A 20,412-nucleotide genomic window follows, 5' to 3' on the forward strand; every position below is an offset into this window, starting at 1 on the left:
GGCCCTTGTTGGCGCGACACCGCTCTCGACGGCATCATTCGTGAGATAGGTGAGCGCCGACGAAAACACCGGCGCTCGCAGCAAAGTCGGTTATCCGGCGGCGGGCTCGTGCCTGGCCGGCTCTTCTTCCCGACGGATGCGGAACCAGGCCACATAGAGTGCCGGCAGGAACAGCAGCGTCAGGACGGTGCCGACGACGATGCCGCCCATCATGGCGTAAGCCATCGGTCCCCAGAAGATCTCGCGGGAGATCGGGATGAGAGCTAGGGTGGCCGCCGCCGCCGTCAACATGATCGGCCGCATACGATGTTCGGTCGCCTCGATGACGGCAAACCATGGAGGCCGCCCCTCGCTTCTGAGGTGCTCGATCTGCACCACCAGGATGACTGAGTTGCGGATAAGGATGCCGATCAGCGCCAGGATGCCAAGGATCGCCACGAAGCCCATGGGCGAGTTGCTGATGAGCAGTGCCGATGCCACGCCGATCAATGCGGTCGGAGCGACAGCAAACACCAGGAAAAGCCGGCTGAAGCTCTGCAACTGGAGCATCAGGATAGTCGCCATGGCAAACAGCATGAGCGGTCCAACGGCAACGATCGGCCCTTGCGATTTTGCGCTCTGCTCGACGGCGCCGCCATCGACGATGCTGTAGCCGGGAGGGAGCGTCTTGCGGAATTCGTCGACCTTCCCCTTCAGATCCTGGACGATGGTCGCAGGTTGCGTCGGACCGACCACCGCTGCCTTGATGATGATTGTCGGCACACGGTCGCGCCTCCATATCTCCGGCTGTTCCAGCTCATAGTGGAAGTTGGCAACCGCCGACAGTGGAACGGAGTTGCCGCTGGTACCGGGGAGCTGAAGATTTTTCAACGTCTCGATCGAGCCGCGATCAGCACCCTGAGCCCTGCCGATGACGTCGATCAGGTAGATATCGTCCCTGATCTGCGTGGCCGAAGACCCCTGCACGACGCTGTTCAGCGCAGTGGCGATATCGGCGGATGTCACGCCCAACTGGCGGGCCTTGTCCTGGAGAACGTCAACCTTCACCACGCGCGAGGGTTCGTTCCAGTCAAAGGTCATGTTGCTCAGCAGCGGGTGGTTGCCGACGATGCTGGCAAACCGTTGGGTGATGTCGCGCAGCTGCTGGATGTCCGGGCCGCTGACACGATACTGGACAGGCTTTCCGACGGGAGGCCCGATGTCGAGCAGCTTGACGAATGCGTCGGTGCCTGGGAACGTCTTGTTCAGATAGGCCTGCAGCTTGGTGCGCACCTGGTCGCGCACCTCGACGCTCTTGGTCACGATCACCATCTGGCCGAACGACACGTCGGGGGTCTGGACGTCAAAGGACAGGATGAAGCGCGGTGCGCCCTGGCCGACGTAGCTGGTCCAGTGCGAGATATCGGTGTTGCCGACAAGCGCTTCCTTCTCGAACTGCGCCATCTGCCTGTTGGTCTCGGAGATCGAGCTGTTATGCGGCAGGTTCCAGTCGACGACGAGTTCCGGGCGGTCTGACGACGGAAAGAATTGCTGCTGCACGATGCCCATGCCGCCGACGGAGAGTGCAAAGGCAATCACGGTCAGGCCGATGGTGATCCAGCGGAAGCGCATGGCGAGCCGCAGCAACCAGGAAAACGTGCGTGCGACGCGACCTTTGTTGTCGTGGTGGGACTTCAAGGTCTTTGGCAGGAATGTGACGCCGAGGAGCGGCGTGAACACCACGGCGACGATCCAGGAGACCACCAGGGAAACTGCAATGACGACAAACAGGGTGAAGGTGAATTCGCCGGCAGCACTGCTGTTCAAGCCCACCGGAATGAATCCGGACACAGTCACCAATGTCCCGGTCAGCATCGGGAAAGCCGTCGAAGTGTAGACATAGGTCGCGGCCGTCTTCAGGTCGTCGCCCTCCTCGAGGCGGGCAACCATCATTTCCACCGCGATCATCGCATCGTCCACCAGCAATCCGAGGGCGATGATCAGCGCGCCGAGCGAAATTCGCTGCAGCGAGATGCCGCTGTAGGACATGACGAGGAAGGTGATCGCCAGCACCAGAGGGATCGAGATCGCCACCACCAGGCCCGCGCGGGCGCCAAGGCTGATGAAGCTGATGGCAAGAACGATGACGATGGCTTCAAACAGCGCACGTGTGAAGCCCGATACCGCTTCGTCGACGACTGCCGGCTGATCGGAAACGCGTGCCACGTCCACGCCGATTGGCAAGTCGGCGATGATGGCATCCATCTTCTGATCGAGACCCTTGCCGAACTCCAGGAGGTTGGAGCCGGCGCGCATGCCGATCGAGAGGCCGATTGCCGGCTGTCCGTTGTAGCGGAACAGGGCCGAGGGTGGGTCGACATAGCCGCGCTTGATCGTGGCAACGTCCGAGAGTGGGAAGAAGCGGTTGTTGACACGAAGATTGATGGATTTCAGGCTTTCTTCAGACGTGAACTGGCCACCGACGCGCAACGCGATCCGCTCCGGCCCGGCATCAACGAAGCCGGACTGGGTGACAGCGTTCTGGTTGGAAAGCGTATCGATGATTGACTGGCGATCGATCCCCAATGCTGCGATCTTGCGGGTCGAGAACTCCAGGTAGACGACTTCGTCCTGCGCCCCGATGACATCGACCTTTCCGACGTTCGGGACGGTCAGGATCCTGGAGCGGGCGGTCTCGACGAGATCGCGCAGCTGCCTCTGGGTCAGGCCGTCGCCCATGAAGGCGTACATGTTGCCGTAAACGTCGCCAAATGTATCGTTGAAGGTCGGTCCCGTGACACCGGAAGGGAAATCGCCCTTGATGTCGGCGATCATGTTGCGAACCTTGACCCAGATCCCCGCAACATCTTTGGCCTTGGTGGTATCGAGCAGATCCACGAAGACGGTGCTTTGCCCGGCTGTGGTCTCGCTACGCGTGACGTCGAGCGCATCCAGTTCTTCGAGTTTCTTCTCGATGCGGTCGGTGACCTGCCGGCTCATCTCGTCGGCCGATGCACCCGGCCACTGGGCCTGGATGATCATCGTCTTGATCGTGAAGTTCGGATCTTCCTCGCGGCCGAGATTGATGTAAGAAAACACACCGGCGATCACGAAGACGATCATGAAATACCAGACGAGCGAACGGTGCTCGAGCGCCCAGTCGGAAAGATTGAATTTTTTCACGGATTTTCACCTTGATCGATCCGGACAGCCTGGCCGTCGCTCAGTTTATGAACTCCGGCGACGACAACGCGTGCGCCAGGATTGATGCCGCCCGTGACCTTCACGGAGCCGCCGTCGACGACAGGTCCGTCAAGCGTCACCGGATGAAGGGAGACCTTGGCCGCAGCCGTATCGACGAGCCAGACATTCGGCTTGTCGTCTTTCAGCAGAATGGCCGAGGACGGCAGCACGATGAACGGCTGGGAAGGAATGGTCGCCGACGCCGTGATCACCGAGCCGATGCGAAATGCGTCGGGCGGGTCGATGAGCGTGATTTTCGTTCGGCTTGTGCGGGTCAGCGACTCGGCCTCTGGGGCGACCTCGCGGATCACGCCTTTGGCGACCACGGTCGGATCGAGCTGCAGCGCCACTTGGAACGGGGCTCCCACGGTGAGCTTGCCGAAGCTTGCTTCCGGGATATCGATCACCGCATCGCGCTGGTCGGGGCGAGCGATCGTCACGACGCTCGATCCGGCGGAAACCACCTGGCCGACTTCGGCCGAGGTTGCCGTCACGACGCCATCGAACTCGGCATGCAGCTTGGCGTAGCCGAGTTGTTCCTGCGCCTTGTCGAGACTGGCCTGCGATTTACCGACACCGGCAATGGCGCTCTTATAGGCCTGAACCGCCTCGTCGAGCGATTCCTGGCTTCCCGACTTGCTGGCCGCTAGAGCGCGCTGGCGCTCCTGGCTGGACGCGGCATTGGCAAGCGTTGCCTGGCTGTTTGCCAGATCGGACTGGGCGCTCCTGACCGCAAGTTCGAGCGAAATCGGATCGATCGCGGCGACGACATCACCCTTTTTGACGAGGTCGCCGACGCTGACGTTGCGGGCGATGACCCGGCCGAGCACGCGAAAGGCGAGCTGCGTCTCGATCCTGGCTTCCACCGTGCCCGGCAGCGAAAGCGTGGACGCCTCCGAGGACTTGGCGACGATGGAGAGCACCGGACGGATGGGCTCCTGGTGGGCTTCCTGCTTTTCGCAGGATGTCAGCATGGCCAGCCCGAGAATGGGTAAGACGTAATGACGGAAATTCATTGGGCGGCGCCTTTACCGTAGGAAACGACCTGGTCGGGACGCAGGAACTTGGTGCCATCGACGACGATGATGTCGCCGGGCGCGACGCCCTTGATGACGCCGAATTTCCCCGTTCCATAAGTGGAGACATCGACGGGACGGATGGAAACTTTCGAGGATGCGGGGTCGACCACCCAGACAGCCGTATGCCCGGCCTTGGAGGCCATTGCAGACCATGGAAGCTCGATCATCGGCTCGGCCTGTGAGCGGAACGTTCCTGCAACCGGTGCTCCCAGTGGCATCGTCGGAGCATTTTCGAGGCCAACCTTGACCTTGATGGTCCCCGTCGTGGAATCGATCGTCGGCGAGATCTCGCGTATCGATGCCTCGACATGGCGGGTCGGGTCGGAGAGCAGCGTGATGGTGACCTTGTCGACGGGCTTGTTCTTCAGGAAAAGCGACTCGTAGACGTTGAACACGGCATCGCGCGGCCCGTCATGGGCAAGCGTGAAGACCGCGGATGCTGCCTGGGCGACCTGACCAACTTCGGCATTCCTTGCGGTGATCACGCCATCGGAGTCAGCCCGCAACTCTGTATAGGAGAGAGCGTCCTGCGCTGTCTCGAGCGAGGCCTGGTCGGACTTGGTGGTCCCCTGTGCCGTCAGTAGCGTCTCCTGCGCCTGGTCGAGCGAGGCCTTGGTGGTCACCTGCGTCTTGAAGAGGTTGAGCTGGCGCTGGTAGGCGAGCTGAGCTTGCGTCTCTACGGCCTGCGCCGATTCAAGGGTGGCCTTTGCCACCGCCAGATCGGCCTTCTGCTCGGCGGGATCGATCCTTGCCAAAACCTGTCCAGCCTTGACGGCCGAACCGACGTCGACGAGCCGCTCGATAATCTGTCCGCTCACCCGGAACGAAAGGTCGCTCTGGACGCGTGCGTCTATCTCGCCGGTAATGGAATTGCTCGCAGCAATTGGCGCGGTTGAAGCGACGACCGTCTCCACCAGCTTCGGTTTGGCCTCGCTGCTCTGCTGTTTGTCGCAGGAGCACAGCACGGCGGCAGCCGAAGCCAGCAGCGCGATGCTAAAAACGCTTTTCATGAAGTGGCCTCTTGTTATCAGTCTCCGCTTGATATAATTGACTAACTCAACAGTCAATGGATTTTTGCGCCAAATTTCCACAGACAGTTAAGCAGAGAGACATACAAATGACTAATGAAGTAAAAATCACCCGTGCCGAGCAAAAAGCACGGCGGCCGAAGCAAATTCTCGATGCTGCTTTCGAAGAGTTTGTCGAGCGCGGCTATGTTGCGACGCGGGTTGAAGACATTGCGGAACGCGTCGGAGTTACGAAGGGGACGATATACGTCTATTTTGAAACGAAGGAGGAGTTGTTCTCAGCCATGATCAACCACATCTCCACGCCTTTTGAAGATATACTGACAAGCGGTAGGAAGCTCGAGGGAAACTGTGAAAATCGCCTGCGGACGCTGATCGAGATCCTCTACGACAATTTTCTCGGGAGCCGGCGGATGCGGGAACTCCTGCGCTTTGTGATTGCAGAAGGCACGCGCTTTCCCCACGTGATCGACGAGAATCACAGGCGGTTCATCGAACCGCTGATAAGCTTTGCCCAGTCCATCATCGATGAGGGCCAGCGCAACGGCGAGTTCAAGACCGGACCTGCCTCGACGGCCGAAGTCGTGATGTCTCCCATCATGCTGGCCATGGTTTTCAGGCTGATCTTCGACGATCGACGCGCATTCGACAGGGAGACCTCTCTCGCGGCGCATTTCGACATGATTTTCAACGGATTGCTGCCCCGCTAACCCAGACACCAGACGCACGGGCGAAAAATGGCAACACGCCCGGCCTTGTCGGAACGGGCCAAACTCTATACTCGAGAGTCGAACCGAACGGTTCGGTTCGATCAATTCGTGAGATAGCTTCATGATTTTTCCCCGCGCGGCCTCCCCCGCCATCCTCCTTCTCCTCGCCGGCTGCGTGAGCGGTCCTGATCACAAGCCGCCGGTGATGCCGCTGCCTCCTACTTTCTCGGAAGGGACCACGAAGCCCAACGAAGACATCGCCGGCCGCCAGTGGTGGTCGGCCTATCACGACAAGAAGCTCGAGAGCCTTGTCGCCACCGGCCTCGCCCAGAACGTATCGATCCTGTCGTCGATCGAGGCCACGGTCGCCGCCCAGGGCGACGTCACGGTTGCCGGTGCCGGCGCCCTTCCCAGCCTTTCGGCCGATGGGTCGAACACCACCAGCGGCGAAAAAGGCAAGCTACGCACCCAGCTGGCCACCACGAACTCGACTGCCGGCGACCTGACGGCATCCTGGTTGCTCGATCTTTTCGGCCAGTATCGCCGCGCCCGCGAAGGGGCACTCGACTCGCTCGACGCCGCCTACGCCACGGTCGACGTCACGCGGCTGACCTATCTCCAGGATCTGGTGACAAGCTATATCAATGCCCGCTATTATCAGGCGCGCATTTCCATCGCTGCCGATAGTCTCGCCTCCCGCCGCAAGACGCTGGAGCTGACAAAGTTCCAGATGGTTGCGGGAGCGGCCTCGCGCCTGGACGTGGTACAGGCCGAAGGTCTCGTCAATTCGACGCTTTCCGAAGCGCCGGGCCTCGAAATCAGCTACCGACAGCAGGTCCATCACATCGCGACATTGCTGAACATGCCCCCGGCAACCGTCATTGCCGACATGCGCAGTGGGGGCAGGCAACCTGTCTTCCGCGGCAATGTCGCCACCGGCGTTCCCGCCGACCTCATCCGCAACCGCCCGGACATCCGTAAGGCAGAACGGGACCTCGCAGCAGCGACGGCCCAGATCGGCGTCGCCGAAGCCAAGCTCTATCCGAGCATCTCGCTCAGCGGCTCGATTTCGCCCTCCTATGTCACATCCAGCGGATCGCATGGCAGCCTGACCTCATGGTCGTTCGGGCCGACGCTCAATCTTCCGATCCTCGACGGCGGTTCGCTACGCGCCAATGTCAAGATCGCCGAATCCAACGCTCGAGCCGACTATTTGACATGGAAGTCCACCGTGCTGACCGCCGTCGAAGACGTGGAGAATGCACTTTCGGCTGTTCGTCGCGATGCACAGACGATCTCCGCCCTGCGTGCCCAGGTCAATTCCTACCAGGAGGCCCTGCAACTCTCGACCGATAGCTATAAGGACGGCGCGTCGTCTCTGTTGAACGTCATCGACGCCCAGCTTTCGCTTGCGACCGCAAAGGAAAGCCTGGCTGCCGCAATCCAGCAGAGCGCCACCGATTACGTGTCTTTGAACGTTGCAATCGGCGCGGGATATGCGGGTACCGACAAGGGCCCGCGGACATAGACGACCGCTTTTGCAGGAGCCAACCATGACTGAACTGGACCAAGGAACCGTGCTTGACGTCGCCATCGGCCTTGACCGGATAACCGCGTTGGTTGCCGGCGTTGTCTGCGACACCATCCCGTCGGCCTTCTCGGACGACAAATTCACATTTGTCGAACTCAGCGTGCTCCGCCATCTCGTCATCTCTGGCCCCACGACCTTTGATGCGCTGAAGAGAACGGCGTCGGTCACGGACGAGTTGTTGACGGAAGTCATGTGGTCGCTGTGCGACGGCGGCAGCATTGCCGATGAGAACGGCCGGCTTTCGCTCACCGAAAAGGGCGCTGAAAACCTGCGGCATCTGCAGGCCTCCACCACCAGCGCCTATGTCGATGCCCTCCAGGATGTCCCGCCCGATATCTTGAAGGGCTTGGCGAAATCGCTCGGCGAAGTGCTGAGGCATGTCCCTCCCCACCCGACGGCCAACGCCTCTGCCAGCGACAGACCCGGCTGTTAAGACCTGCAAAGGACCAACCGATGGCAATGACCAAGTGCGGTCTGCGGCGCAACAACGGGGCAGCGCCGCGTAACCGCAAGCGCAGTTCGGCGCGGATCCTGTTGAGCACCGTGATTGTCGCTGCCGTGGCCGGCGCTGTCTTGTTCCCGGCACCGATGTTGCTTGACGTCCTCAAGAAAGCTGCGGCACTGACGGATGTTCTCTTGACGAAAGTGATGTGGTCGCTATGGGTCGGCGGCAGCATAGCCTCAGGCGACCACAGCTCTTTCGTCAGTGATAAAGGCATCGATGAACGCCCCTTATTGCGGGTATCCGTCGAAGCGCTCAGCGGGCGCAATCAGCCGCTGGCAAGCAGCCCCGTTATCATCAGCATCTAAATTCTGGAAAGGACGACCCCATGGACACCGGCAAGGGCGCAAAGCCCGAAAACGATAGGCGAAAATCGAAATGGTTGGTTGCGGGCACCTTGATGGTGGCATCAGCCGCCATCGGATGGTGGCTCGCAGGACCGACATCGGACGACAACAATGCCTCGCAGATCCTCGCCACCGCGCCGCCCGCCGACACCGCTGCATCAGGCACGCACGCCGCGACCAATCCGTGAATTCGTCACGGGATTGCTGCGAGAGTCTCTACCGGGCACGAGAGAAGCATCTTCCTCTCAGCCACCGGCCCTAGTTGCGCCAGTCCGCCGCCTTGCCGAATTCATTAACGGGCAGCGTGGCGCCGAACGTCCAGATGCGTGGGCATTCCACTTCTGAAAGCCGCTGCCTGCACCACGTCTCGAGATCGGATGAAAGTTCCTCTTCGGCACAGCTCGAAACGGGGACGACGAACGCCTTCAGGCGAGCGCCGGCCGGCATCTGCGCGACGCGCACCGACGCCGCCTGTACCTTGGGATGCTGCTCCAGCACGGCCGCGATACGCTGCGGCCAGACATTTATTCCACCGATCTGAACGGCGCCATCGCGCCTGCTGCCGACGGTAAACGCCCGGTCGGTTATCCTCTCGATGGTGTCGGGAACATCATGGACCGCTCCGTCCAAACCGCGCAGCCTCACGCCCGCAGCGACTTCCCCGCGGTCATTTTCGAAACTCCAGTGCGGCATCAAGGTGTATCGGTCGGATGGATGCCGGCGCCAGCCGATCCCCGCCGTCTCGCTCGATCCGTAGAGTTCGGTCATGCCGCCAAGCCCGCGATCGATCAGGGACGTCATCAGCGGAGCGGGGCATGGCGCGGTAGACACGACACCTTCGACGTCGGCGACCCAGGTGGAGACAGTGCGATCGATTGCCGCCCACCTGTCTGGGAAGGAGACGACAAGGTCTCCCGGCAACAGCCCGTTGTTCAGAAATCGTGGAGATGAGGTCGCGCCGGAGATGACATCCACAGAAAGCCGGTCGGCGAGGAAGGCAGTCAGCAGGCAACCGTAGATGTGATGTGCCGGTGCAAGCGCAATGATGCGGCGGCGCGAGGTGAAAAGGCCGGCAAGAAATCCAGCCTCCCCGTTCAGCACAGCAGCGCCATGCACGCATCTCTTCGGCAGGCCTGTCGAGCCCGACGTCAGGAAGGTCATCTTCGAAACACCGTCCGCCCAGGCGGCCTCGATAGCATCGAGCCAATCGCCGAACGTGTCCATTGCGGTCGGATCGAGATCCTGCTCGCCTTCGTAGAGGTGAAACATCTCGTTGATGGCAGACCCGACCATCATCATTTCCAGCGAATCCAAGCCAAGGCCTGCGTTGTCGTCGCGCCCCATGGACAGGTCCTCGGACCATGACCCCGCAGTGGAGGCTCTCACGCTGCGGGCTCCGCTTGACCGGTTTCTCGCGCTCTTCACCTCCGCCTCGATCAGGCTTTGCAGAACGCGGGCAGTCGCAGCGCGGCTGAGCATGAGGATCAGGCCAACACGGTTTTCATAGGTGCGGATTCCGTCCGGTTGCGGCCCGCGCGCTTGGCCCTGTAGAGCGCTCCGTCGGCAGCGGCAAGCAGTGCTGCCGCACTTCCGACTGACAAGGGACCGGCTGCACAGCCGAAGCTTGCCGTAACCTTCAGCAGCGAATCTCCGACACTCACGGGCACGGAGGCAATGGCGATCCGGACGCGCTCGGCGATTTCGACCGATTCCTCCAGAGACGTGTCGGGCAGGAGGATTGTGAATTCCTCGCCGCCGATGCGCGCAAACGTGTCGCCGGGCCGCATCATTGTCTGGCATGCGTTGGCCACCGAACGCAGCACATCGTCGCCGACGCTGTGGCCGTAGCTGTCGTTGATCAGCTTGAAGTGGTCTATGTCGAACATGAGGATGGCGAAGGATCGTCCGGAGCCGCGACTTAGCACATACTCTTTTTCGGCAGCTTCGAAGAACGCACCGCGGTTGTAGGCGCCGGTCAGGTGGTCGGTTCGCAACAGCCGCTTGAGTTCCAGCATATCCGTGTCACGCCGCTCCACCTTGCGCATGATGACGGTGTATCCCTGGATCGACGTGTCGCTGCCAGCCGTTTTGTCGGCGCATACGGCGATGAGGCTCTGGCACCAGTAACGCTCGCCGTCGCGTCGCAGGCCCCAGCCTTCGTCGATATGCCAGCCGTCCCTTCGTGCGTGTTCGAGGCGACGGTCCATATAGGCCCCCTGTCCGCCCGGCTGCGGCTCGACCAGATCGCCAATCGGCATCCCCTCCAACTCGAACGCGTCGAAGCCGGTCTGCTCCAGAAGGGTGGAATTTACCGCATCGATCACGCCATCCGTACCAAGCGATGCGACGCCGAAATCCTTGACACCCTCCAGCAGCGACCCGAACCACGTCTCGGCTTCCCTCAGCCGTCGCTCCTGGCGGACCTGAAGCGACACATCGGTCAGCGTCACCACGTAACGCTCGTCCTTCAGCTTGACGATGGTGCAGTTCAGGATGCGCTGCTCGTCGGGCTTGTCGGCGGCTATCGGCCCAGCGTAAATGCGGTGGTTATCGCAAATCGTTCCCCGCCTGCCGGCAAAATCCTGGATCAGCGAGCGCAATTCGGGAGCCGTGTTTTCAAACACCGTCAGCAAGTTTGTCATGATGCCGTCTGTCGCCAGCGGTATGACGAGTTTCATGGCAAGCGGGTTCATCAGGTTTATCGCGCCGTCGCGCGCCATGTCGACAAGGCCGACGGGACATGCGTAGACGAATTGCAGAAGCTTTTCGTATTCGATCTCTTGCGACTGTTCCATGACGGTGCCCGATCAGCGCAGTATCAGAATGTATCTCAGCGCCAAATCCGACCCTTTCAGCAGGCGAAGCCGAACAGGGGTGGGACGCATACGCAATGTCAGGACATAAGGAATGATGTCGTCGATCTGATCTTCGTCCTCGAACCGTTGCGCGACCAGAAAATTATTCATGCACTGGGCAATTTCATCGAAAAAGTCCGAACCCAGGACGGTTTCCCGACGAAGCCCGGCAAGAGATGATTCCGTCGCATTATAGCGTTCGACGATACCGTCTGCATTGAGGCCGACCACCCCGAATGCGAGGCTGTCGAACGTCGTGTCATCCATCTTTTCCAGAGCCAGCCCAGAAATACCTTCGAACGAAGCCGTCACCCTTGATCCCCACTCTGTCACATGGCCCCGTCGGAGCCAGCCCTGCAGAAATTAGCAGAACCTCCAAAGTGGTGGAATATCGTAAATTGACAAGAAGTGAAAACACAAACACTTAGCGGCCTCCGTGACGATCCGGGCGCCCTTAGGGATCGCGTCACAACCATGGCAGAAACACCGGCGCGGCGCCGCGCCATCCAAGGGTGCAATTGACATCAGGGACTTGCCTCAAGCCGACCGATAAGTGTCGCCGGTGGCAGCCAGACTCTTCTGCTGCGAATCATGCCAGCGTTCGAACTCGCGAGGCTTCAGCGGCTTTGCAAAGAGATAGCCCTGCGCCTCGTCGCAATGGATGCCGGCAAGAATGTCCCGGGCTTTCCTGGTTTCCACACCCTCGGCGACGACGCGGTAGCCGAGGTCGTGGCTGAGGGAAATCATCGATCGCACGAGGTTGCGCTCGCGCGTTCCGTCTTCCAGGTTTCTGATGAAGGACCGGTCGATCTTGACGACGGTTGCCGGCAGCAGCTGGAGATAGGACAAGCTGCTGTAGCCGGTGCCGAAATCATCGATGGAGAGACGGATGCCGGCCTCCGCCAGAGAGCGCAGCTTTTCCATTGCCTTTGCCGCGTCCTTCATGATCGAGCTTTCCGTCACCTCCAGCTCCAGCATCTCAACCGAAATTTCGTGGCGACGCAAAGCAAGACCGACCTGCTCGGCAAAGTCTTCCTCTTCCAGATTGGCTGCAGAGACGTTAACGGACAGCGGCATATGCAGGCCGGTGTCCTTCCAGGCCCTTGTCTGGCGAAGGGCGGCATCCAGAACCCAGGCTGTCATTTTCCGCACATGCGGCGAATGCTCGACGATCGCCACAAACTCGCCGGGCGAGACGGCGCCAAAGTCCGGGTGGCGCCAGCGCAACAGCACTTCGGCCGCCACGCAGCGACCACTTGCAAGATCTATGCGCGGCTGGAACACGACCGACAATTGATTGTCTGAATCGAGAGCCGTGCCGAAATCCTCCAGCAACCGGAAGGCGCGTTCGTGCTTGGCGTGGCTGGAGGCCGAAAAAAGGCTGACCCGGGCCTCGATGCTACGTGCATCCTGGGCGGCACTGTTCAATTGCTGCAAAAGTTCCGCCGGGATGATTTTTCTGGCGATAAACGGCGCAACACCCATCACCGGCGTCATCACGAACCTGAGGCTCAATCCAGCTTCGATCTGCGCCAGCATAACGCCAAGTCTGGCAAGATATTTTTGTTTTCGGACCGCTTTCGGAGCGATGAAAGCGAATTGCGTCGATGACACGTGATAGGTGGTTCTTGCGTGGCCGAGGGACAACCGGATGATCCGTCCGGCCTCCCGAATGCAGGTGTCTACATGGGCCGGACCCATCACCCGCGCGAGCGTATCGATCTGCGCGCTATCGGCAAGATCGACCAGAACGGCAAAACGTTGAAGCCCGCTGGCATCGTCCAGTACGAGGTCGGAAAGGTCGTCGAAGAACTGCACCCGGTTTGGCAGACCGCTGATCGGGTCGATCCGGCCGATGGAATGCTGCAGTTCGATTTGCGACATTACCATCGCGGCGAGGTCCCGCAAGCCCGAAAGCTCTTCCTCCGTCGCGGTGCGCGGCTCCGTTCCAAGGACGCAGAGGGCGCCGAGGCCGTGCCCCTCGCGCGTTATCAAAGGGGCGCCGGCATAGAAGCGAATGCCGCTTTTGCCAAGAACGCTTTCCCGGTAGCAACTGTCCCCTGCCATATCCGGAATGACCAACAGGTCCTTGGATTCCGCCACTTGCGCGCACGGCGCGCGATCCCGAGGAATGGAGTCGTGATCGACGCCGACGCGGGATTTGAACCATTGCCGATCGACGTCTGTCAGTGACACGGCAGCGATCGGTAGATTGAAAATTTTGCTTGCCATTCGCGTTATGCGATCAAAATTTTCACTGGCTGGCGTATCGAGAAGCCCGAGATTGTATAGCGCCTCGAGGCGCTCTTGCTCTGTTGAGTTTGTCATGGGAAATCTGTTCAAGCTGACGCTCCAATGCGTCTGATCACAAGCTAACACCTGTCGATTATCGATTACAGAAGAAAGCATATCTTATTTTAACAATGTGCCAGATGAGGCGCTTCACCGGCAATTCCAAGCATTTCATCGCCTATTGGCCTTGCTCCGGCCTGTCGGCGCCGGAGCCGCCGTTCCCTCGATGTTCGATACAAACGCTTTTGCTTTGCCGACAAGGCTGCTAGAGGGCGGCGTTTTGAAGCAAGGAAAAGATTATGAAAATGCTGGTTCGCCTGATCCTCGTCATCGTCATCGCACTGGTCGCGACGGTCGGTTTTCGCTGGTATCGCTACGTCACCAACACCGACAGCCCCTATGATGAAGTCGGCATCACGCTCAATTCCTCCATGCCCGCCCCGATCAACGCCTGGGGCTGCGCGCGCCTGAAGACGACGTTTTCCAACAACCTGCCCCCATACGGCTGCGCCGCTGCCGACGGCAAGAGCTGGAAGTAGGCTCGGTCTTTTAAAACAAATAGTCATTTGCACCGTGCGCCCATCCAAGCGCGCTGCAGCATCTGCCGGGGCAGCCAATCCCGGCAGCACGCTTGAGCCGACCCGGCTCGGGCACATTTGCGGCCTAAGCGCTTAGCCCAATAATTATGCAATTTCATGGATGCACAAAAAAGCGCTTGACGCCTCGCTGCAACGTGGCTTGAATGGAACCAATCAAACATTGGTTCGCCTTGAGCTGGAATATGACCGTGAGCAACCTGCCGGAAAATTCGACCTATGCTCTGGAACGGCTGAGAGGCCTGCTGCACTCGGGCGAGCTCGATGCAGACGGCAAGCTGCCCACCGAGCGGGCGCTGTCGGAACAGTTCGACGTCAGCCGTCGCGCCCTGCGCAGGGCTCTCGAGGTGCTGGAGGCAGAGGGTTTGATCTGGCGCAAGCAGGGATCCGGCACCTATGCCGGACCGCGCCCCGATGGCTGGAGCGAGCACGTCGGCTCGATCGTCGCCAGCACCGATATTACGGAAATCATGGAAGTCCGCTTGCGGATCGAACCGCAATTGGCCCAGCTTGCCGCGATCCGCGCCAAGGACATTTCGATCAGGCGCATGTACGAACTGGCGCAAAAGATCTACCGCAGCGACGATGCGGACGGTCGGGAATTGTGGGACGGCGCCCTGCACCGGCTGATCGCCCAGAGCGCCGGTAACCAGTTCTTCCTGACGATTTTCGACTTTATCAATCACGTTCGCCAGGACGAAGCGTGGCAAACCATTCGCGAATTGGCCCGCAGCAACAGCCGCACGCGGGAGCGGACCCACGATCAGCATCGGGCCATCATCGACGCGATCGCGGCACGCGACCCGATGGGCGCCGCCGAAGCGATGCGACAGCACCTTTTGCTGCTGCAGGAAAGCCTGATCCGCGTCACCTCCTTCGACGCCCAACTGCCGGCACTGCGGCAAGAGGATGCCTGAGGCAGCATTGAGAATACCACAGATGGATCCGGCCTTGACCGGACCGCGCCATAAACAGGGGAAACAAAAATGAAAATCGCCAAATTTCTATCGCTCCTCTCCATCGGCACCCTCTGCGCCCTGCCGGCGCTCGGTGCCGAGCTAAAAATCGGGCTGCAGGACGACGCCGATGTGCTCGACCCCGCCCAATCCCGTACCTTCGTCGGCCGCATCGTCTATACGGCCTTGTGCGACAAGCTGGTCGATGTGACGCCGAAGCTCGAGTTCGTTCCGCAGCTGGCGACAGCCTGGAAGTGGTCGGCTGATGGCAAGGAGCTGACGATGACGCTACGCCAGGGCGTCAAGTTCCACGACGGCACACCCTTCAACGCCCAGGCTGTCGTAGACGATATCCAGCGCAACAAGACGATGCCGGAATCGCGACGTAAGAGCGAACTCTCCTCCGTCACCAACATCGAGGCAACCAGCGAATACGAGGTGAAGTTCACGCTGAAAGCGCCGGATGTGACACTGCTTGCCCAGCTCTCCGACCGCGCCGGCATGATGGTGTCGCCCACAGCCGCCAAGGCCGCCGGTGCAAAATTCGGAGATCATCCCGTCTGCTCCGGCCCGTTCAAGTTCGTCGAGCGGGTGCAACAGGACCGCATCGTGCTTGAGAAGTTCCAGGACTACTGGAACAAGGACAATATCTTCATCGACAAGATTACCTATCTTCCGATCCCGGACACGACAGTGCGCCTCGCCAATCTGCGCTCGGGCGATCTCGACATGATCGAGCGCGTTTCAGCCACCGATGTGGCGACGGTCAAGGGCGACCCCAAGCTCGCCTATGCCGACGCCGTCGGCACGGGCTGGCTCGGCATCTACGCCAACATCGGCAACGGTCCGCGCGCCAAGAACCCGATGGGTGAGGACAAGCGGTTGCGCCAGGCATTCTCGCTTGCCATCGACCGGGAGGCGGCAATGCAGATCGTCTTCGACGGCACGGCGCTGGCCGGAAACCAGCCGTTTTCGCCCAATAGCCCCTGGTTCGACAAGGATATCCCGGTGCCCGCCCGCGATGTGGACAAGGCCAAAGCCCTGATCAAGGCGGCCGGCTTTGAGCGCGTGCCCGTAGAAATCGCCGTCACCAACGATCCCGTCACCCTGCAGATGATGCAGATCATCCAGTCGATGGTCGCCGAAGCCGGCTTCGACGTAACGCTGAAGCCGACGGAATTCGCCACCCTGCTCGATGCCCAGACGGCCGGAAACTATCAGCTCAGCCGCTCCGACTGGTCGGGACGGGCCGATCCGGATGGTAACATCCAGCAGTTCGTTACCACCGGCGCCGGACTGAACGATTCCAAGTACAGCAACCCCGAGGTCGACAAGCTGCTGGTCGAAGCTCGCCAGTCGCAAGACGCCGCAGTCCGCAAGCAAAAATACAATGCGGCGCTCGCCATCCTCAACGATGAATTGCCGATCATCTATCTCGGCCATTCCGCCTGGATCTGGGCCTACAACAAGGCCGTCACCGGCTTTGTCCCCTCGCCTGATGGCATGATCCGCATGGTCGGCGTCAAGAAGAGCGGCTAATCGAGCCAGCCGCGCGGGGAACTCTCGCGCGGCCGATGCAAAAGGTTGGGATCGGCCATGTACACCTACATCGGAAAGAGACTGCTCGTCGCCATACCGACGCTCATCATCATCTCGATCTTCGTCTTTTCGCTGCAGAAGCTTTTGCCCGGCGATCCCGTCCTTGCCATGGCGGGCGAAGAGCGGGACCCGCAGGTCATAGAATTCCTGCGTGAGAAATACCGGCTGAACGATCCCGTCGTCTATCAATACGGGTACTGGCTGGGCGCGGTGCTCAAGGGCGACCTTGGCATCTCGCTGCGCACCAACCAGCCCGTCCTCACCCTGGTCGCCCAGAAACTGCCGGTGACCTTGCAGCTGGCCATCATGTCGATGATTTTTGCCGTCGTCATCGGCATTCCGATGGGCATCCTCGCGGCCGTCAAGCGCAACACGATCATCGACTTTTTCGCCAACATCGTCGCGTTGTGCGGCCTGTCGATCCCGAATTTCTGGCTCGGCATCATGTTGATCCTGCTGATTTCGGTAAAGCTCGGCTGGCTGCCGGCCTCCGGCTACCAGCCCTTCTTCGACGATCCGCTGCAATCGATCAAGACGATGCTGATGCCCGCCTTCGTGCTGGGCAATGCGCTGGCGGCAACCCTGATGCGCCACACACGATCCTCCATGCTGAGCGTGCTCAGCGCCGATTACATCCGAACGGCGCGCGCCAAGGGTCTCAAGGAATCTGCCGTGGTATTGCAGCATACGTTTCGCAATGCGCTGCTGCCGATCATCACCGTCAGTGCCCTGCTGTTCGGCGAACTGCTGGCGGGCGCGGTGCTGACCGAGCAGATCTTCACCATTCCCGGCTTCGGCAAGCTGATCGTCGATGCCGTCTTCAACCGCGACTATGCGGTCGTCCAGGGCGTGGTGCTCTGCACCGCCGTGGGCTTCATTTTCATGAACCTCGTTGCCGACGTGTTTTCCGTCCTTCTCAATCCGAGACTAAGGGCCGCCCTATGAGCACGATCAACCCCGTCGCTTCCATCCCGGTTTCAACCGCCAGCCCGCGCTCGACCAACCGCGCATGGCGCAAGCTCAAAGCCAACAAGGGCGCGCTCATTGGGCTTGTCATCATCCTGTTCTTTGTCGTCATGGCGATTGCAGCACCCCTCCTGCCCATCCCCAATCCTATCGCCACCAGCTGGTCTTCCATCCGCAAGGCACCCTCAGCGGCCCATTGGCTGGGCACCGACGACATCGGTCGCGACATCCTTTCGCGCATGATCTGGGGCGCGCGGGCGTCGCTGATGGCCGGCATCTTCTCGGTGGCCATCGCAGTCGTCATCGGCGTGCCGCTCGGCCTTATCTCCGGCTATTTCGGCGGCTGGATCGACATGATCATCTCGCGTGTGACGGAAGCGTTTCTCGCCATGCCTTTCCTGATCATGGCCATCGCGCTTGCCGCCTTCCTCGGACCAAGCCTCACCAACGCCATGATTGCCATCGGCCTCTCCGCCATGCCCGTCTTCATCCGCCTGACGCGCGGCCAGGTGATGGCCGTCAAGACCGAGGAATATGTCGAAGGCGCCCGCTCGATCGGTCTTCGTCACTTCAGCATCATCACCCGCTACATCCTGCCCAACGTGCTCGCCCCGATCCTCGTACAGGCCACCCTAACCATCGCGACGGCAATCATTGCCGAGGCGAGCCTCTCATTCCTCGGCCTCGGCCAGCAGCCGCCGGCACCGAGCTGGGGCTCCATGCTCAACGTCGCCAAGAACTTTCTCGGCCAGGCGCCGTGGATGGCCATGTGGCCTGGAGCGGCGATCTTCCTCGTCGTTATCGGTTTCAATCTTCTCGGCGACGGACTTCGCGATGCCCTCGACCCGCGCGATGCCTGATAACTCTCAAAGGACTTTGCCATGAACGCTTTTACCACGCGCCCCGAGATCCTCGGCACCTTCGGTGTTGTCACATCCACCCACTGGATCGCCTCGGCGGTCGGTATGAGCATCCTGGAAAAGGGAGGCAATGCATTCGACGCCGCTGTTGCTACCGGTTTCGTCCTGCAGATCATAGAACCGCATCTGTGCGGTCCAGGCGGCGATCTGCCGGCGCTGATCTATTCGAAGAAGAAGGGCAAGGTGGAGGTGATCTGCGCCCAGGGTCCCGCCCCGGCCGGCGCCACCATCGAGCACTACACGAGTGAAGGCCTGACGCTCATTCCCGGCGATGGGCTGCTATCGACCGTCATTCCGGGCGCCTTCGACGGCTGGATGCTAATGCTGCGCGACTATGGCACGATGACCGTCCGCGATGTTCTTGAGCCGGCTATTTATTACGCCGAAAATGGCCATCCAGTCCTTCCCCGGGTTTCGGCAACCATCAAGGGCCTTTCCCAATTCTTCGAAACGGAGTGGCCTACATCCCATGCCCACTGGCTTCCCGGCGGTTCTCATCCGGAGCCACATTCGAATTTTCGACAGCCGGCACTGGCCGAAACATGGCGCCGGGTTATCGCCGAGGCGGAAAGCAAGCGCGGCCGCGAGGCGCAGGTCGATGCTGCCCGAGACGCATTCTACAAAGGGTTCATTGCCGAGGCGATCGATGGCTACGTGCGCAACAATGCGGTGATGGACGCGAGCGGAACAAGGCACAAGGGCGTACTGACCGGCGAAGACATGGCCGGCTGGTCGGCGACCGTCGAGGCGCCGCAGACGTTCGACTATCATGGCTGGACGGTGGCAAAGACCGACACCTGGGGTCAGGGACCCGTCTTCCTGCAGGCGCTGTCGCTGTTGAAAGGCTTCGATATCGCCGCGATGGACCCGGCGGGCGCCGATTTCGTCCACACCGTCACCGAGGCGATGAAGCTCGCCTTTGCCGACCGCGAGGTCTACTACGGCGATCCCGATTTCTGCGACGTACCGCTCGACCACCTCCTGTCGGAAGCCTATGCTGCGGAACGTCGCAAGCTGATCGCACCCGAAGCCTCGATCGACCTGCGCCCCGGCAAGCTTGTGGGTTTCGAGGCCCAGTGGGACGCGACGATGGCCATGCTGGATAACTCGGCTGCCAAGTCGGGCGCCGTCTACGAGCCGACCATGTCGCATCTGACCGAAAAGCGCGGCGACACCGTGCATATCGACGTGATCGACCGCGAGGGCAACATGGTGTCCGTGACACCCTCGGGCGGCTGGCTGCAATCGTCTCCGACCATTCCGGGCCTCGGCTTCTGCCTCAATTCCCGGGCCCAGATGTTCTGGCTGAAGCCTGGGCTGCCCTCGTCGCTTGCACCCGGCAAGCGGCCGAGGACCACCCTGACGCCGTCGATAGCACTCCACGAGGGCCGCCCGGCTCTGTCTTTCGGAACGCCCGGTGGCGACCAGCAAGACCAGTGGCAGCTGGTGTTCTTCCTGCACTACGTCCACCACAAGATGAACCTGCAGCAGGCGATCGACACGCCGCTGTTCCACACGACCCATTTTCCGAGCTCGTTCTATCCCCGCACCCGCGAGCCAGGCGGTTTGACGGTGGAGGCGAATTTCGGGTCGGAGGTGCTGGAAGCCCTGCGCGCCAAGGGTCACCGGTTGACGGTTGCGGACGAGTGGACCGTTGGCCGGCTGACTGCGGCCGGACGCGACGCCTGCGGCTTGCTCCGGGCAGCGGCCACACCGCGGCTAATGCAAGCCTATGCAGTGGGGCGTTGA

18 protein-coding genes are annotated in these 20,412 nt (G+C 60.9%); 11 read left to right on the forward strand and 7 right to left on the reverse strand.

The features are described from left to right. Positions 1–90: 90 nt before the first annotated feature. From EQW76_RS21880 to EQW76_RS21890, 3 genes are read right to left on the reverse strand one after another with little or no spacing between them, the layout of a single operon-like run. Positions 91–3,162, reverse strand: a complete 3,072-nt coding sequence (locus EQW76_RS21880; protein WP_142831304.1) for an efflux RND transporter permease subunit — start codon at positions 3,160–3,162, stop codon at positions 91–93. Then, the gene (locus EQW76_RS21885; RefSeq protein WP_142831305.1) at positions 3,159–4,238 is read right to left on the reverse strand and encodes an efflux RND transporter periplasmic adaptor subunit; all 1,080 of its coding nucleotides are present in this window, start codon (positions 4,236–4,238) and stop codon (positions 3,159–3,161) included. Before EQW76_RS21885 ends, EQW76_RS21880 begins: the two co-directional genes overlap by 4 nt. After that, positions 4,235–5,311 carry an efflux RND transporter periplasmic adaptor subunit gene (locus tag EQW76_RS21890; protein ID WP_142831306.1) on the reverse strand — a complete coding sequence of 359 codons (1,077 nt, stop codon included), beginning with the start codon at positions 5,309–5,311 and terminating at the stop codon, positions 4,235–4,237. Before EQW76_RS21890 ends, EQW76_RS21885 begins: the two co-directional genes overlap by 4 nt. 107 nt (positions 5,312–5,418) lie before the next feature. Here EQW76_RS21890 and EQW76_RS21895 point away from each other — a divergent pair, with 107 nt between their 5' ends. From EQW76_RS21895 to EQW76_RS21915, 5 genes are all read left to right on the forward strand, one after another. Then, positions 5,419–6,039 carry a TetR/AcrR family transcriptional regulator gene (locus EQW76_RS21895; RefSeq protein ID WP_142831343.1) on the forward strand — a complete coding sequence of 207 codons (621 nt, stop codon included), beginning with the start codon at positions 5,419–5,421 and terminating at the stop codon, positions 6,037–6,039. A gap of 121 nt (positions 6,040–6,160) precedes the next feature. Next, positions 6,161–7,567 (forward strand): efflux transporter outer membrane subunit, encoded by a 1,407-nt coding sequence (locus EQW76_RS21900; protein WP_143123243.1) that lies wholly within the window; start codon positions 6,161–6,163, stop codon positions 7,565–7,567. A gap of 25 nt (positions 7,568–7,592) precedes the next feature. Beyond that, on the forward strand, positions 7,593–8,063 hold the full coding sequence (locus tag EQW76_RS21905; protein ID WP_142831308.1) for a hypothetical protein: 471 nt from the start codon (positions 7,593–7,595) through the stop codon (positions 8,061–8,063). 20 nt (positions 8,064–8,083) lie between these two features. Next, on the forward strand, positions 8,084–8,440 hold the full coding sequence (locus EQW76_RS21910; RefSeq protein ID WP_142831309.1) for a hypothetical protein: 357 nt from the start codon (positions 8,084–8,086) through the stop codon (positions 8,438–8,440). Between the two features lie 20 nt (positions 8,441–8,460). Beyond that, positions 8,461–8,667 (forward strand): hypothetical protein, encoded by a 207-nt coding sequence (locus EQW76_RS21915; protein ID WP_143123244.1) that lies wholly within the window; start codon positions 8,461–8,463, stop codon positions 8,665–8,667. Positions 8,668–8,737: 70 nt separating this feature from the next. Here EQW76_RS21915 and EQW76_RS21920 read toward each other — a convergent pair whose 3' ends face one another. The 4 genes from EQW76_RS21920 to EQW76_RS21935 all read right to left on the reverse strand — a co-directional run bounded on the left by EQW76_RS21920 (position 8,738) and on the right by EQW76_RS21935 (position 13,662). After that, complete coding sequence (locus EQW76_RS21920; RefSeq protein ID WP_161991073.1) at positions 8,738–9,865, reverse strand: 4-coumarate--CoA ligase; 1,128 nt, start codon at positions 9,863–9,865, stop codon at positions 8,738–8,740. Positions 9,866–9,963: 98 nt separating this feature from the next. After that, positions 9,964–11,274 carry a sensor domain-containing diguanylate cyclase gene (locus EQW76_RS21925; protein ID WP_142831312.1) on the reverse strand — a complete coding sequence of 437 codons (1,311 nt, stop codon included), beginning with the start codon at positions 11,272–11,274 and terminating at the stop codon, positions 9,964–9,966. 12 nt (positions 11,275–11,286) lie between these two features. Then, positions 11,287–11,646 (reverse strand): PAS domain-containing protein, encoded by a 360-nt coding sequence (locus EQW76_RS21930; protein ID WP_202617198.1) that lies wholly within the window; start codon positions 11,644–11,646, stop codon positions 11,287–11,289. 225 nt (positions 11,647–11,871) lie between these two features. Next, positions 11,872–13,662 (reverse strand): GGDEF and EAL domain-containing protein, encoded by a 1,791-nt coding sequence (locus EQW76_RS21935; RefSeq protein ID WP_142831313.1) that lies wholly within the window; start codon positions 13,660–13,662, stop codon positions 11,872–11,874. A 263-nt stretch (positions 13,663–13,925) separates the two neighbouring features. On the opposite strand from EQW76_RS21935, the gene EQW76_RS21940 reads away from it, so the two are divergent. The 6 genes from EQW76_RS21940 (at position 13,926) to EQW76_RS21965 (ending at position 20,412) form a co-directional block, all read left to right on the forward strand. Continuing rightward, positions 13,926–14,165: a hypothetical protein gene (locus EQW76_RS21940; RefSeq protein ID WP_142831314.1), complete on the forward strand. Its 240-nt coding sequence runs from the start codon at positions 13,926–13,928 to the stop codon at positions 14,163–14,165. Between the two features lie 242 nt (positions 14,166–14,407). Further along, positions 14,408–15,139 carry a FadR/GntR family transcriptional regulator gene (locus EQW76_RS21945; protein WP_142831315.1) on the forward strand — a complete coding sequence of 244 codons (732 nt, stop codon included), beginning with the start codon at positions 14,408–14,410 and terminating at the stop codon, positions 15,137–15,139. Positions 15,140–15,208: 69 nt separating this feature from the next. Then, positions 15,209–16,717 (forward strand): ABC transporter substrate-binding protein, encoded by a 1,509-nt coding sequence (locus EQW76_RS21950; protein WP_142831316.1) that lies wholly within the window; start codon positions 15,209–15,211, stop codon positions 16,715–16,717. 57 nt (positions 16,718–16,774) lie between these two features. Next, the gene (locus EQW76_RS21955) at positions 16,775–17,722 is read left to right on the forward strand and encodes an ABC transporter permease (protein ID WP_142831317.1); all 948 of its coding nucleotides are present in this window, start codon (positions 16,775–16,777) and stop codon (positions 17,720–17,722) included. Beyond that, positions 17,719–18,603, forward strand: a complete 885-nt coding sequence (locus EQW76_RS21960; RefSeq protein WP_142831318.1) for an ABC transporter permease — start codon at positions 17,719–17,721, stop codon at positions 18,601–18,603. Before EQW76_RS21955 ends, EQW76_RS21960 begins: the two co-directional genes overlap by 4 nt. A gap of 21 nt (positions 18,604–18,624) precedes the next feature. After that, positions 18,625–20,412: a gamma-glutamyltransferase family protein gene (locus tag EQW76_RS21965; protein ID WP_142831319.1), complete on the forward strand. Its 1,788-nt coding sequence runs from the start codon at positions 18,625–18,627 to the stop codon at positions 20,410–20,412.

The organism is Rhizobium sp. rho-13.1 (assembly GCF_007000305.1).
In the GTDB taxonomy this organism is placed as follows: domain Bacteria; phylum Pseudomonadota; class Alphaproteobacteria; order Rhizobiales; family Rhizobiaceae; genus Rhizobium; species Rhizobium rhododendri.

Bases quoted from the DNA above. Each gene is read 5' to 3' on its own strand.
- EQW76_RS21885 (WP_142831305.1), bottom strand. From the start codon at position 4,238: ATGAATTTCCGTCATTACGTCTTACCCATTCTCGGGCTGGCCATGCTG.
- EQW76_RS21890 (WP_142831306.1), bottom strand. From the start codon at position 5,311: ATGAAAAGCGTTTTTAGCATCGCGCTGCTGGCTTCGGCTGCCGCCGTG.
- EQW76_RS21895 (WP_142831343.1), top strand. From the start codon at position 5,419: ATGACTAATGAAGTAAAAATCACCCGTGCCGAGCAAAAAGCACGGCGG.
- EQW76_RS21900 (WP_143123243.1), top strand. From the start codon at position 6,161: ATGATTTTTCCCCGCGCGGCCTCCCCCGCCATCCTCCTTCTCCTCGCC.
- EQW76_RS21905 (WP_142831308.1), top strand. From the start codon at position 7,593: ATGACTGAACTGGACCAAGGAACCGTGCTTGACGTCGCCATCGGCCTT.
- EQW76_RS21910 (WP_142831309.1), top strand. From the start codon at position 8,084: ATGGCAATGACCAAGTGCGGTCTGCGGCGCAACAACGGGGCAGCGCCG.
- EQW76_RS21915 (WP_143123244.1), top strand. From the start codon at position 8,461: ATGGACACCGGCAAGGGCGCAAAGCCCGAAAACGATAGGCGAAAATCG.
- EQW76_RS21925 (WP_142831312.1), bottom strand. From the start codon at position 11,274: ATGGAACAGTCGCAAGAGATCGAATACGAAAAGCTTCTGCAATTCGTC.
- EQW76_RS21935 (WP_142831313.1), bottom strand. From the start codon at position 13,662: ATGACAAACTCAACAGAGCAAGAGCGCCTCGAGGCGCTATACAATCTC.
- EQW76_RS21940 (WP_142831314.1), top strand. From the start codon at position 13,926: ATGAAAATGCTGGTTCGCCTGATCCTCGTCATCGTCATCGCACTGGTC.
- EQW76_RS21945 (WP_142831315.1), top strand. From the start codon at position 14,408: ATGACCGTGAGCAACCTGCCGGAAAATTCGACCTATGCTCTGGAACGG.
- EQW76_RS21950 (WP_142831316.1), top strand. From the start codon at position 15,209: ATGAAAATCGCCAAATTTCTATCGCTCCTCTCCATCGGCACCCTCTGC.
- EQW76_RS21955 (WP_142831317.1), top strand. From the start codon at position 16,775: ATGTACACCTACATCGGAAAGAGACTGCTCGTCGCCATACCGACGCTC.
- EQW76_RS21960 (WP_142831318.1), top strand. From the start codon at position 17,719: ATGAGCACGATCAACCCCGTCGCTTCCATCCCGGTTTCAACCGCCAGC.
- EQW76_RS21965 (WP_142831319.1), top strand. From the start codon at position 18,625: ATGAACGCTTTTACCACGCGCCCCGAGATCCTCGGCACCTTCGGTGTT.